The organism is Arenibacter catalasegens (assembly GCF_002909235.1).
Taxonomy (GTDB): domain Bacteria; phylum Bacteroidota; class Bacteroidia; order Flavobacteriales; family Flavobacteriaceae; genus Arenibacter; species Arenibacter catalasegens.
Window position 1 is genome coordinate 1 of record NZ_PHQQ01000047.1, and the last position, 15,029, is coordinate 15,029.

At 42.2% G+C, this 15,029-nt stretch carries 6 protein-coding genes; 1 reads left to right on the forward strand and 5 read right to left on the reverse strand.

Annotation, left to right across the window (positions count from 1 at the left end; translation table 11 throughout):
• Window positions 1-2,550 precede the first annotated feature (2,550 nt).
• Window positions 2,551-4,461, forward strand: coding sequence for a molecular chaperone DnaK (gene dnaK / locus CWD90_RS22135; RefSeq protein ID WP_103478237.1), 1,911 nt, complete (start codon window positions 2,551-2,553; stop codon window positions 4,459-4,461).
• A gap of 1,310 nt (window positions 4,462-5,771) precedes the next feature.
• Here dnaK and CWD90_RS22140 read toward each other — a convergent pair.
• The 5 genes from CWD90_RS22140 to CWD90_RS22160 form a co-directional block, all read right to left on the reverse strand.
• Window positions 5,772-6,683 carry a metallophosphoesterase gene (locus tag CWD90_RS22140; RefSeq protein ID WP_192878058.1) on the reverse strand — a complete coding sequence of 304 codons (912 nt, stop codon included), beginning with the start codon at window positions 6,681-6,683 and terminating at the stop codon, window positions 5,772-5,774.
• Window positions 6,684-9,071: 2,388 nt separating this feature from the next.
• The gene (locus CWD90_RS22145; RefSeq protein WP_103478238.1) at window positions 9,072-11,399 is read right to left on the reverse strand and encodes a GumC family protein; all 2,328 of its coding nucleotides are present in this window, start codon (window positions 11,397-11,399) and stop codon (window positions 9,072-9,074) included.
• Between the two features lie 210 nt (window positions 11,400-11,609).
• Window positions 11,610-12,710 carry a non-hydrolyzing UDP-N-acetylglucosamine 2-epimerase gene (gene wecB, locus CWD90_RS22150; protein ID WP_103478239.1) on the reverse strand — a complete coding sequence of 367 codons (1,101 nt, stop codon included), beginning with the start codon at window positions 12,708-12,710 and terminating at the stop codon, window positions 11,610-11,612.
• Between the two features lie 41 nt (window positions 12,711-12,751).
• The gene (locus CWD90_RS22155; RefSeq protein ID WP_103478240.1) at window positions 12,752-13,450 is read right to left on the reverse strand and encodes a WecB/TagA/CpsF family glycosyltransferase; all 699 of its coding nucleotides are present in this window, start codon (window positions 13,448-13,450) and stop codon (window positions 12,752-12,754) included.
• Window positions 13,440-14,630 carry a delta-aminolevulinic acid dehydratase gene (locus tag CWD90_RS22160; protein ID WP_103478241.1) on the reverse strand — a complete coding sequence of 397 codons (1,191 nt, stop codon included), beginning with the start codon at window positions 14,628-14,630 and terminating at the stop codon, window positions 13,440-13,442. The genes CWD90_RS22155 and CWD90_RS22160 overlap by 11 nt, the downstream gene beginning before the upstream one ends.
• Between the last annotated feature and the right edge of the window lie 399 nt (window positions 14,631-15,029).

Consider the following 15,029-nt stretch of genomic DNA (forward strand, 5'->3'; position numbering starts at 1 on the left):
TTTAAACTTCTCACCAAAATTACGAGATAATCGTTTGTCAAAACTCTTTTTAAAACCTTCTAAATTTGCCATTTTTGATCAGTTTTATACAACCTTAAACGGTCAACGTATTTCAGGCATAGACATAATCGACTACGGATTACTGTTCACTGGAGTACCTTCTTGATACAATTTTATTTCGCTGCGCTTTATAAAACCACTCGAAGTGACGAAGGGAAAAAGGTTAATTTGGAAATGAGTTAATGTGGAAATTTGAAAATGAGATAATAAGTTATTGTTGAAAAAGGTATTTTTGGAATAGACCCCACCCTAACCCCGCCAAAAGGCAGGGCAGGCTCTCCCCCAAGGGGAAGGAATAGCTATGGTTTATTTAAAATATTAGAACAAAAAAGGCTCCTTCCCTTGGATAAGCCTGTTCCGCGTTTTCGGCTGGAGGACAAGGTGGATCCTCCGCTAGTTGCGGAGGAGGCGGAAGGGATTGAAAGCCCAGGTCTTGGGCAGGTTGCCAAATACAGGGTAGAGGTAAAATAGTTCGGAGTTTTCAAACTCCCCTTTCTTTTACGCCAACTGGCGCAAAATTCATTCCCCTCTTCGTTCCAAGAGGGGAGCCGTCATGTCTTGCGTTTAAAAAGGAGTTCTGGACTGCACTCGAACGGACACAGGTGATGACATGAGTCTAGATTCTAGCCTCTATCGTCAGTTCGAGTGAAATGCCAATAGGCATTTAGTATCGAGAACTGGATAAGTGCACGCCGTCTACTTCTCGATACAATTTTGCTCCACTACGTTATGCAAAACCACTCGAAGTGACGACCTTCAACTTTGAACTTTTAAACATTAGACATTTACATTGTTTATTGCTAATTGTTAACTGTTCATTGTAATAGGCAGATTGCCACGCTGCGCTCGCAATGACGATAACAAGAGCTCCTCCCTTGTGACGAAGGGAGGTGGCTTCGCCATAAGCGAAGACGGAGGGTTTTGAAAGCCTCGGTCATAGAATATGACAATAGATATGGGTTAGGTGGTGAAATATTCAACGAACTCTTGTCAAAAACCCACCCCTAACCTCCCGCGGAATGCGCGGGACAGGCTCTCCCAAGAGGGGAATTGGGTAGGTACTTATTATGATTTTATTGCTAGATTTATTATTCATTCAAAGGATCCGTCATTGCGAGGAGTGATAGCGACTAAGGAATCTCTTCATAGGAACGAGCAGATTACTACACTTCGAACCCCTTCCGCCTTCTCCTCTGTCGAAGCCACCTTTTCCTCTCGCTAAAAAGCGGGACAGGCCTAGCCAGTGGAAGGAGCTTTTTTTCGTTGTTCCAAAAACATATAATATTGAACATTAAACAGTCAACTTATTAATGTTACTATATATTTCGATTTCGACTGCGCTCAATCTCCGTGAGTACATTCAACTTTTAAACATTAGACATTAACATTGTTTATTGCTAATTGTTCACTGTTCATTGTAATAGGCAGATTGCTACGCTTCTCTCGCAATGACGGTTTTATGTCTTTCGTCAGTTCGAGTGAAATGGCGATAGCCATTTAGTATCGAGAACAAGTTTTTTACACGCCGTCCACTTCTCGATACAATCCTCCTTCGTCGGATCACTCAAAGTGACGACTTTCAACATTGAACATTGAACATTAACATTGTTTATTGCTAATTGTTTATTGTACACTGAAGTTAGCAGATTGCCACGCTGCCCCTCCCTATCGGTTGGCTAGCTCGCAATGACGTCAGTTAATTATGTTAAACTAACAACCTACTATTGCCTATTGCCTGAAGACCACTGATCACTGTTTACTGAAAACTGTTGACTGTAGGTGACGGGCATTCGGTTTTGGACTATTAGAGAACATCAAGTTCTGGACTGCACTCGAACGGACACAGGTGATGACATGAGTCTAGATTCTAGACTCTATCGTCAGTTCGAGTGAAATGCCATTAGGCATTTAGTATCGAGAACAGGATAAGTGCACACCATCTACTTCTCGATACAATCCTCCTTCGTCGGATCACTCAAAGTGACGACTTTCAACATTGAACATTGAACATTAACATTGTTTATTGCTAATTGTTTATTGTACACTGAAGTTAGCAGATTGCCACGCTGCGCCTCCCTATCGGTAGGCTAGCTCGCAATGACGGACGGTTAATAATATTGAACAAACAAGCTATTGCCTCCCGATAACTATCGGGATGGCTAATGCCTTCTGGCAAGGTTCTCACTACTCAATCGCAACCTTGAACTTTATAACTTTGAACTTTCAACTAAAAAATGCATTAGTGATTGCAATGAATAGCTCCCAAGAGGGGACATTGAAAAGGACACTATTGGGACTAGCAATGGAAAGCACGACCGCTTGGCATATTTTTGGCCAAGGGGGAATGCCCAAAAAAGGACATAAGCCTGCAATATTTGGTCAATTGCGGTATTGTTTCTGACAGCTTGTCATATTTTTTGTCATGGCACAATCATTGTCTTAATAGACGCGAGTACTAAAAAGAATTTTCAAAACAGTAAATATATAAACATGAGTAAAATTATTGGAATAGATTTAGGAACAACAAACTCTTGTGTTTCCGTAATGGAGGGTAACGAAGCTGTTGTAATCCCGAATGCAGAAGGTAAAAGAACTACTCCATCTGTCATTGCCTTTGTAGAGGGTGGTGAGATCAAAGTTGGAGATCCTGCCAAAAGACAGGCAGTTACAAATCCAACAAAAACCATTTATTCCATAAAACGTTTTATGGGAAATAAATTCTCCGAATCTAGCAAAGAAGCTGGTAGGGTACCTTATAAGGTAGTAAAAGGAGATAACGATACTCCTAGAGTAGATATAGATGGGCGTTTGTATTCTCCACAGGAACTTTCGGCAATGATCCTTCAAAAAATGAAGAAAACGGCCGAGGATTATTTAGGACAGACGGTTACAAGAGCGGTAATTACCGTTCCTGCTTATTTTAACGATGCACAAAGACAGGCTACAAAAGAGGCTGGTGAAATAGCCGGACTTACTGTAGAAAGAATTATAAACGAACCTACCGCAGCCTCTTTGGCCTACGGGATGGACAAAAAGGATACGGATCAGAAAATAGTGGTTTTCGATTTTGGTGGAGGAACACATGATGTTTCTATCTTGGAATTGGGAGACGGTGTTTTTGAAGTATTGTCCACAGATGGGGATACCCACTTGGGTGGTGATGATGTTGATCAAAAGATTATTGATTGGTTGGCCGATGAGTTCAACAAAGAAGAAGGTATAGACCTACGTAAAGATGCTATGGCATTGCAACGTTTGAGAGAGGCTGCTGAAAAAGCAAAAATTGAGTTGTCGTCTTCAGCACAGACCGAAATTAACCTTCCATACGTTACCGCTACGGCTTCAGGACCTAAGCATTTGGTACGTTCTTTGTCCAAAGCTAAATTTGAGCAATTGATCGATGATTTGGTAAAACGTACTATTGAGCCTTGTGCCACTGCATTAAAAGCGGCTGGATTAAGCAAGAGTGATATTGACGAGATTATATTGGTTGGTGGTTCTACCAGGATTCCTGCGGTACAGGATGCCGTTGAGAAATTCTTCGGAAAGAAACCTTCCAAAGGAGTTAACCCTGATGAGGTAGTTGCAGTAGGTGCCGCTATACAAGGTGGGGTATTGACAGGAGATGTAAAAGATGTTCTTTTATTGGATGTTACGCCTTTGTCCCTAGGTATTGAAACTATGGGTAGTGTAATGACCAAATTGATAGAATCCAACACGACTATCCCTACCAAAAAATCGCAGGTATTCTCTACAGCAGCGGACAATCAGCCATCTGTTGAGATCCATGTATTGCAGGGAGAACGCCCAATGGCAAAGGATAACAAAACTATAGGACGTTTCCATTTGGATGGTATTCCACCTTCACAAAGAGGAACGCCACAGATCGAAGTTACCTTTGATATTGATGCCAATGGTATTATAAAAGTGTCGGCTACCGATAAGGCTACCAACAAAACGCAGGACATTAGAATTGAAGCTTCTTCAGGATTAACGGAGGAAGAGATCAAAAAGATGAAAGCGGAAGCGGAAGCAAATGCAGAAGCGGATAAAATAGCTAAGGAAACTGTCGATAAATTGAACGAGGCCGATGGAATGATCTTCCAGACCGAGAAGCAATTGACAGAATTTGGCGAGAAATTGTCCGATGATAAGAAGAAGCCTATCGAGGATGCCTTGGCAGAACTTAAAAAGGCCCATGAAGCTAAGGATTTAGCTTTGATTACTCCTGCTTTGGACAAGATCAACGAGGCTTGGAAAGTAGCTTCTGAAGAAATGTACAAAGCCCAGGCAGATGCACAACAAGGTGCACCAGCAGGTGGAGAGGATACAGCATCAGCTAACGGAGAGGCCAAAGAAGCCGATAACGTAGAAGATGTAGATTTCGAGGAAGTGAAATAAGATCCTTTATTCATATATTAGAAACCCCCTTCAAGCAATTGAAGGGGGTTTTGTTTTTTAAAAGACCCCGCCCTAACCCCCGCCAAAAGGCGGGGCAGGCTCTCCCCCAAGGGGAGGGGATTTGTTAGGATATGTCAAATATATTTTTGGTCTGGAATTATTCTCCCTCCTGGGAAGGCCTGTCCCGCCCATTTCGGCGGGAGGGTTAGGGGGAGGACTCTTGGTGAGATTCGCAATTCCGAGATAAAAAAATCTCCTTCCCTTTGGCCTATGCTGAGCGGAGTCGAAGCATAAGGAAGGTGGATACTCCGCTAGCTGTTGAAGAGACGGAAGGGATTGAAAGCTCAGGTCTTTGGAATGGGATAATTGATGGCGTATGGGTTTAAGATTCGGGATTTCAATCTCCCCTTTCTTTCACGCCAACTGGCGTAAAATTCATTCCCCTCTTCGTTCCAAGAGGGGTGCCGTTAGCTGTTGAACCCAACAAGAAGGCACTCCTAATAGCTACGGGATGCGCATGTCTTCCTATAAACAGGCTCGCAATCACGGTTTTATGTCTTTCGTCAGTTCGAGTGAAATGGCGATAGCCATTTAGTATCGAGAACAGGTTTTTAACACGCCGTCCACTTCTCGATACAATCCTCCTACGTCGGATCACTCGAAGTGACGGGCATTGGACCTTCAACCTTGAACATTAAACATTAAACTTTTAACTTTAAATCGTTTGAGCCACTGATTATTTTCTCCCGGCTACTTGGATTTCGACTACGCTCAATCTCCGTAAGGACTTTGAACATTGAAATTGTTTATTGCTAATTGTTAACTGTTCATTGTAATAGGCAGATTGCCGCGCTGCGCCCGTCTGACGGCCGGGCAAGCTCGCAATGACGGTTTTAGTTCTACCGTCAGTTCGAGTGAAATGGCGATAGCCATTTAGTATCGAGAACAGGTTTTTAACACGCCGTCCACTTCTCGATACAATCCTCCTACGTCGGATCACTCGAAGTGACGGGCTATTTTCATTTTCTTTGCTCGCCCAAAGAAAACGAAACAAAAGAAAAGGCGCCTTCTTCAAGGCATTTTTTCGACACCGAGGTCGAAAAACCCAGGCCGAAACTCTGCGTCGTCCCTCAGGGGACTCCTGATCTCAGAGCTTTCGGCCTCTATGCTGCGAATAAGGATTTTGGCTGCGCCGCCTTTGATATTTTTTTAAATTTTTATTAGTGAACTGAAAACTGTGCAATAACAAGCTACTAGTGCCTATTGCCTCCCGATAACTATCGGGATGGCTAATGGCTTCTGGCTGAAAACTACTTAATTTTCAGTCCCCTAGAGGGTTCCCGGCCATGGCCATGGACCAAAATGGAATCTTTTTTGAATTCTACGGTGGAAAAGGCGGAAGTGCTATCGGTTTCTACCATGCCTTTAAAGGTGAGGTAATGCACTCCTTTTCTTTCCATATAATCTCCATTGTGGTTATGTCCGTTGAAATAGAACTTCACGTTGGGGTAGTTGTCGATCAGGGAGATGAGCTGGGTACTGTTCCATAAACGGTGGACCTTATCCTCGCCCATTACTGGGAAATGACAATAGAACCCCACATTTTCGTTATTCTCAGTAGCCAGTTTTAGTTCACTTTCCACCCATTGCAATTGTTCATGGCTTAGACCGCCGTTCCAGGTTTGTAGGTTGGGAAGGTCAGATGTGGAAAGTAGGGTAAATAGGGAGTCGGTCTGCGCTATTTTCTCGGGAGTGATGGCACCTTGATAGCTTAGATCATTTCCATCCAGTATAATGAATCGCCAGTTGTTTTCGATCAGGCTATAGTAGCGTTGCTTCAGGTTCATTTTGTCCATGACCAATGGCTTTAGGGAATCGACCACACTAAAATCATGATTGCCCAGCACGTGGTATTTCTTGGTCTTTAAACCGTTCCAAATAGGAAGGACCGTATCAAAACTGTTAAAATCTCGATCTATGAAGTCGCCCAAATGAATGGCATAATCCAATTCTTCTTTATTAAGTGCCGCAACCGCCTTTTTGAGTTTATCGGGAGAGTTTTTATAAAACCGGCTTGGGGAAGATTCGCAGAAGCAGTATTGACAGTCGGCAATGATGCCAATAGCCAGATCCTGTTTGGAATCCATTTTATTTTCTTTTGAGCCACAGGCCGTGAGCAGGGCCAGCAAGAGGATTGTTGGTAAATTTTTCAATGAAACCATAGGGTAGTGGGGTTGGTTTAAAATAGCTACTATGCCCAAATATAGTTTTTTTTGGTTTAGGAGCCATAAGGGGGAGGACTCTAGTAGAGGTTCGTCAATGCGAGCCAGCCTGACTGGCTAGGCAGGGAGTGATAGCGACGAAGCAATCTCTTCATAGGAACAAGCAGATTGCCGCGCTGCGCTTGCCTGACGGCTAGGCATGCTCGCAATGACTGGCTGGCAAATGGCACAAGCCAAAAGTCAGTAGAGAATTTGTTAATTTGAAAATGTACCAATGGGGTAATGTAACAATTGGTTGATTTGGTAATATACCAATTTGAAGATTTGAAAATGAAGTAATTTGAAAATTGAATGAAGTATTGCTAATTGGTTATTTTTCACTGTATACAGAAGTAGGTAGATTTTCGATTTGAAACTTTTGAATAAAAAAAGGTCCTTTTAAGTAAAAGTTTTAGCTCCTTCCCTTGGCTAAGGGAAGGTGTCATTCCGCTTTTTCAAGCGGGAAGACGGAAGGGATTGAAAGCCCAGGTCTTGGGAAATACTACATGAGATTGTGGATAGCGGGAAAAACACACTGCGAACTCCTGTCAAAAACCCACCCCTAACCTCCCGCTAAAAAGCGGGACAGGCTCTCCCAAGAGGGGAATAGGTCAGGTACCAATAATGTATTTTATGCAACAATTATTCCCTCGACTTCGAAATGCCTGCTCCAGCCTATGCGGGAGGTGAGTTGGGGGACTTCTAGTCACTTCGACAGAGTCCCTTTTCTGGACTCCCCATAACTACCGGGAGAGAAATCACACATACTAGGATGGAGCTACTTGTGTGATTTAGCTCATGGCATAATTATTTTAGGGGTATTCGTGAATCTATGGTTTTATTTAGAGGTTAAGTGTTCAATTCGTGTTTGAGTTGAGCTACTTGTGTGATTTCTCTCTATCGTTCGAAATGACTGGCTCGCAATGACGGTTTTATGTCTTTCGTCAGTTCGAGTGAAATGCCGATAGCCATTTAGTATCGAGAACCGAGTGCTTCTCAAACCAATTTTATTGCGCTGCGCTACATAAAATCACTCGAAGTGACGACTTTTAACTTTTAAACATTGGACATTGAACATTAGCATTGTTTATTGCTAATTGTTAATTTTATACTGTAAGAAGTAGATTGCAGCGCTTCGAACCCCTTCCGTCTTCTCCTCTGTCGAAGCCACCTTTTCCTCCCGCTAAAAATCGGGACAGGCCTAGCCAGGGGAAGGAGCTTTTTTCGTTGTTCCAAAAACCTAGAATATTGAACATTAAACCGTCAACTTATTAATGTTCCTATATATTTCGATTTCGACTCCGCTCAATCTCCGTGAGGACATTCGTCATTGCGAGGAGTGATAGCGACGAAGCAATCTCTTCATGGGAACAAGCAGATTGCCGCGCTGCACCCGTCTGACGGCCGGGCAAGCTCGCAATGACGGTTTTATGTCTTTCGTCAGTTCGAGTGAAATGCCGATAGGCATTTAGTATCGAGAACCGAGTGCTTCTCAAACCAATTTTATTTCGTTGCACTCCATAAAATCACTCGAAGTGACGACTTTTAACTTTTAAACATTGGACATTGAACATTAGCATTGTTTATTGCTAATTGTTAATTTTATACTGTAAGAAGTAGATTGCAGCGCTTCGAACCCCTTCCGTCTTCTCCTCTGTCGAAGCCACCTTTTCCTCCCGCTAAAAAGCGGGACAGGCCTAGCCAGGGGAAGGAGCTTTTTTCGTTGTTCCAAAAACCTAGAATATTGAACATTAAACCGTCAACTTATTAATGTTCCTATATACTTCGATTTCGACTACGCTCAATCTCCGTGAGGACATTCGTCATTGCGAGGAGTGATAGCGACGAAGCAATCTCTTCATGGGAACAAGCAGATTGCCGCGCTGCACCCGTCTGACGGCCGGGCAAGCTCGCATTGACGGTTATATGTCTTTAGTCAGTTGGAGGGCTTCTCGATACAATTTTGCTCCACTTCGTTATGCAAAACCACTCGAAGTGACGACTTTCAACTTTTAAACATTGAACCTTGAACATTATCATTGTTTATTGCTAATTGTTAACTGTTCATTATTTCAGCCACTGATTACTGAAGACTGTTCACCGGCTACTTCGATTTCGACTCCGCTCAATCTCCGAAAACTTTAAACGGTGGCTGAGCGTAGTCGAAGCCACAAGTTCTTGAAGATCCCTGTTCATTGAAAACTGACCACTGAAATCCCTTCTCGATACTATCCTCCTTCATCGGATTACTCGAAGTGACGGGCTTTCAACCTTTAACCTTAAACTTTGAACTTTAAATGGTTTGAGCCACTGAAAACTGTTCACTGACTACTGACCACTGTTCACTGTTTATTGTTCGCTCCCATACCCATAACCGTAGCCATAATTATAGCCTTTGGCCTTGCCATTGCCCACACCGTTTACCACATAGGCCATATTTTTAAGCTTTTTGGTTTTGTGCAGGTTTTTGGAGAATTCCAAGAGGCGCTTGTCCGTTAAGCCGGAGCGAGTGACAAATACCGTGGCATCTGCGAATTTGGAGATCAAGAGGGTATCGGTAACCAACATGGTAGGTGCGGTATCTACAACAATATAGTCGAACTCCTTTTTGGCGCTTGTTACAAATTTTTCAAAGGCGGAACTGGATAACAGCTGGGCCGTGTTAGGAGGTATGGAACCCCCAAAACAGATATGGTGATAGGGATTGTCATCTCCACTCTTTACTACACAGTCCTTCCAATTCATCCCAGGATCTTTAAGGTAATCCGAAAGACCTATATGGTTAACACTTAGACCGTAAAAGCCATGCAACTGTGGATTTCGCAGATCGGCACCGATAAGCAGGACTTTTTTGTTTAAACTGGCATAGGCCAAGGAAAGGTTATAGGCCATTAGGGTCTTGCCCTCTCCTTTAACAGAGGAGGTAACCATGACCAATTGACCAATCCCTTTTTCTTTTTGTGTGAGGAGGTAGTCCACATTGGTACTCAAAATCCGGAATGACTCCGCCATTATAGAGCGATCGTTCATTTCCAATTTCTTTTTTACGTCCTTAAAGTAAGGGATTTCTCCTACCACGGGGATATCGGTAGTTGCTTTTTCTATGTCGTTGCGGTCGCGTATTTTGGTATCCAGGGTAAAGCGAATGTAGAGCACGGCAAAGGGCAGGAACATCCCAGCAAGGAGCGAGAGCGCATATACCATGAGCTTTTTGGGCGATACCGGAATATTGTTGGTTAGGCCGTAGTCTACTACCTTTACTGTTGGGGCGGTAACCGCATAGCTAATGGCGGCTTCTTCCCGTTTTTGCAACAGCAATAAAAAGAGGTTTTCTTTTATGCTTTGTTGGCGCTCTATGGAGCGGAGCATTTTTTCCTTTTCTGGCAGTCTGGAAAATACGGACCCGGCCCGGCTTTCCTCCTGTTTAAGCTGTAGGAGCGAATTTTTTAATTGGGTTCCGTAGATGTTTACAGATTTTATAATGTTGACCTTGGCGCGTTCCAATTGGCCGTTTAGATTTTGTAGTGTTGGGTGGTCCTTGCCTACAGTGGGCAATAATTTTTCCCGTTCTAGGGACATTTGATTATAACCCACCACCAAATTGTTAAGGCTGGAATTTTCTATCCCAATATTGGCGGGCAATAGGCCATAATCGCTTTGATTGATTACAGTTTCCCTCAGGATCTGTGAAATGGATATCTGGTTTTCCAATTTGATCACCTCTTCCTCGGTCTCCGATTTCCGTTGGAGGCTCATCCCGGCATCGGCCTCAATATAGGACAGGTTGTTGGAACGCTTAAAACTTTCCTTGCCTCCTTCAATGGAATCCAGCTCTTCACTCAAATATAGAAAGCGTTCGTCTATAAAGTTCAGGGTACGCTGGCTCACCAATTGGCGGTCCAAGACCCCGTCCTTGTTAAATTTTTCAATCAAAGTATTTAGGATGGCCTCGTTAAGGTCTATACTTTCACTTTGCAAAGTGAGGGACAGAATTTCACTCTTTTTATTTGTAGGCTGTACTTGTAAACTTGTCGCCAGTGCCAATACAGTACTTTTTAGGGGGCTAAGGATTACCTTATAGGTTATACCCTCGTACAACGCGGGGTCAATACCCTTCACCATACGGATATCAAAAGGAAGACCTTCCGTTTGTTGTTCCGGTTCGTTTAGATTTGGCGTATAGGTTTTTTCATTAGTATCGGTAATCGTAATGCCTTTTGCACCTAATGCAATGATATATGGCCTTGCCCTCCCTAAACTATCCGCAGCAACATGTTTGGTAATCTCAAAGGGAGGGGCCCAGATCCGTCTAGTTTTTACATTTCCTACTTCATAAAAGGATATATCCAGGTGCAATTCGTCGACCACTTGGGATAGGATCCGGTAAGATTTTAAAATTTCGATCTCATTTTCCAGAATGATTGTGGACTTGCCACTAAATAATGAACGCGCACTCGAAGCAATATCCGCTTCCTGGGATTCGTCCACGATCTTAATTTTGGCCTGTGATTTGTAGATGATAGGGGCATAGCGCAAATAGGTATAACCTAGTCCTATACATAAGAAAATTGCCAAAACGAACCAGGGCCAATACCGTAAATATTTTTGAAGGATTTCCTTTATTTGAATGGATTCCTCTTCCTCAAAATGTTCTATACTATAGGGTGCTTCCTTCATCTTATTCTTTGATTTTTTTTAGACCTCTTTAAAAAGTAGCCTATAAAAGCTATCTAACAGCTATTCTTTAAATTATTTTACTTTGTTATTAAGTAATCGTGCCAGATATTGACCAATTAAAACAAAGCCCTTTTTCATCCTCTAAGTCAAAATCTTTAAGTTGTGCTTAAAGCGCAAAACTACCGCTTTTTTGGCATAACTTAAAAAGGATTAACAACACGATAATTTTAATATATGCCCCACAATCCTTTCGGCTGCTTTACCATCCCATAAGTGGGGTATGCCTCCCGTTTTCCAATTCCCGGAGAACAATTTTTTCATGGCCGGGGCTATAGCTTTTGGATCAGTGCCTATAAGTTCGTTAGTCCCTTCCGTGATGGTCTCGGGACGTTCCGTGTTGTCCCTAAGGGTCATACAGGGCACTCCCATAACCGTTGTCTCTTCCGTAATGCCTCCAGAATCCGTAAGTACCACTTTGGCCCTTTCCACCAAATAATTAAATTCCAAATAGCTTAAGGGTTCCACCATGTGTAGCCTAGGATGGAAAATACCCATGTTTTCCAAAATTTTGGCAGTACGCGGATGTACTGGAAAAACAAGGGGCAGGTCTTGGGTATTGGCTATTATTTCGTCTATTAGGGCTTTTAATTGGGCTTCCTGATCTACATTGGCAGGACGGTGCAGGGTCATCACCAAATAGTTCCTGTCCTGTAAATCCAAACTTTTCCAGATAGGGGGTTTAATAAACCGTGGACGCTGTTTTAATAGGGTGTCGATCATGGTATTGCCCACATAGAATATACTTTCTTCCTTTACCCCGCTATGTCTTAGGTTGCTATTGGCGATTTCGGAGGTGGTGAAAAAGTAATTGGTAATGGCATCGGTTACCAAGCGATTTATTTCCTCGGGCATGGACCAGTCGTTAGATCTAATGCCACCTTCCACATGCGCCACTTTGGTATGTAGTTTTTGGGCGGTAATGGCGCAGGCCATGGTAGAGGTTACATCTCCAACCACCAGAACCAGATTGGTAGGGTGGGCAAGGAGCTCCTTTTCATAGCGGACCATAATATTAGCCGTTTGTTCTGCTTGTGAGCCTCCCCCTGCCTCCAAATTGACATGGGGCTCAGGTATATCCAACTGCTCAAAAAAATCGCCCGACATCTTTTTGTCATAATGTTGCCCTGTATGTACCAAGCGGTAGTCTATTAGCGCTCCATTAGCTTTAGCAGCTGTAATGGCATGGATAATGGGCGCAATTTTCATGAAATTGGGTCGAGCTCCGGCAATAAGGGTTATATTTTTTATCATTCTTTGTTTTCTAATAACTGCTTAAAATAGTTTTAAATGAATTATAGTTGGCCCAATTGGAGGCGTACAAAAAACCTCACCAAATGTATTTGCCTTTTAATACGCGTGGGCTGATTGATCAAGCGGTAGGTCCATTCCAAATTATTCTTTACCCACCAATCCGGGGCACGTTTAACTGTGCCAATGTAGACGTCAAAACTACCGCCCAAACCTTGATATAGGGCCTCGTGTTGTTGTTGAATTTCCTCCATTAACAATTCTTGCTTTGGAGATCCCATGGCCACAAAAACAATATCAGGTTGTTTTAGAACAATATCCTGTATCAAGGCATTTTGTTCATGGGCTGTTTTAATATAGCCGTTTCTATAGTTTACAATTCGTATGCCTGGAAAATCCGTTTGTAACTTAGTCACCGTGGCATCGATTACTGCTTGTTGGCCACCTACCAAATAAAAGCTTTTGGTCTTATAGTAAGCACTGACAATATCCAACCAGAGCTCACAACCGGGAATTTTAACGGTATTGTAATGTCCCTTTCTTTGTAATGCCCAAACGGCACCAGTGCCATCCGGATAGCCTACATTTCTATTTATAATGGCCCGGGTAACATCCGTGGCATGCAATATTTTTTCTGCATTAACGGCGACTAAAATGCTTTTTTTGGCCATAGCATAATCCATCAATTCCACTCGGGATTGGGGGGCGTAGGTCTTCACTCCGTTTAAGCTCTTATATTCCATTTGTTCTGTTTGATTCCAATAAATAATAACTCATTGCATTAAACATAAAGGCATTGCTCCATCGCATATAAGAAATTTTGGAACTGATTCCTTTTTTAAGTTGGTAATAAAAATAACCTTTTTTGTCCTGCATATGGTTTAGGGTCCATTGCATAACCTTGTCCGCAAGTTCTTTGTTCTTCTGGAACTTGTTTTGTACAGAAAGATTTACCAATAGCTGTCCTGGGCAGTGGATATCTATGGGGTATGTCTTGTTGTGATAATATTTTGGAGTCCCATCTTCCAGAAAAAAATTTCGGATGTAAAATTGAAACCCTAATTCTAGATGATTGTTAAACTCCTTATTTCCAGATACATTTTGATAGACCTGAATAGCATCCAAATTATAACCGGTATGGAAGCTATCAATCCAATTCTGAACCGGCAACATGCCATATACCCAGGAACCATCTTTTTGCTGGGCTTCACAACAGGCTTTTATTGAGGTATGGGCCAATTCCAGATGCTCTGGATTATTGGAATAGTTATAGATGAGGGATAAGGTTTTAGCCCCTAGTAAACTGGCATTAATTACGGTGTCATTTCCCTTGAGGGGAGAATAGGAAAACAGGAATCCTGAATTAAAATCCGATCTATTTAGGTCCTGCATAATAAAGTTGGCGGCACTTAAGGCTGTTTGAAGGTATTTCTGGTTTTTGGTTATTTCATAGGAGTTCAATAAAGCTTGAACACAAAATGAGGTAGCCACAACGGTAGGGGTATCGGCAGGAAATAAAAACAAACGACGGGCTTGCCAATCAAAATTGTATCCCCAACAGGCCCCTGAATATGTTGTTTTTTGCATTTTTAAAAGTAATTCCGCCAATTCATCAATACGACTGCGTATGTCTTCTATTGTACCAAAGCTAGTTTCACCTTTCTCTGCGAGTTTGTACAGATTACAATAACCATTTAAAAACAATCCGATCCCCTTGGCATTATGTTGCTTGGGAACCATGAGCATCTTCCTAAAGTTAATTGGACTACGCTTAAAACCTTGAATCCAAGCTAATCTTGCTAAATCCCAATTTTTGAATGGTGTAGCACTGAATATTTTGGAATTTAATCCATCATAGGGATCCCAACCAGCAAATTTTTCTGCTTCACAGTAGGATTTTAATTTAAGAAAAGGTTCGTCCACTGTCTATTTTTAATTCAGGTGTTAGATAAATCTGTTCATATATTAATTTGAAATTTAATTTTTGAGATGCAGCTACTGGGGATGATTCTGTATTATTAAATACATTTTTGATCTGTCTGTAGAAGTCCATCCAATCACGGTTTTTAAATAGGTATACGCCAGTAGGACGTTGGATAATGTTAGACGCAAGAACAGGTTTGTTATAAAACAATGCTTCTCTAACAGTAATTGCATCTCCGTCTTTGTTGGTAGGTCTTACAACTAAATCACTAAATTTAATCTATAGAATTCCCCGAGGCTCTGCCTCGGGTGTAGCGTAATGATATGTATTTTTGTGGGTATGAGCGAACATATTCATAAAAGCCATAATAAAAGCTTGCTTTTGTATCATTTTGTTTG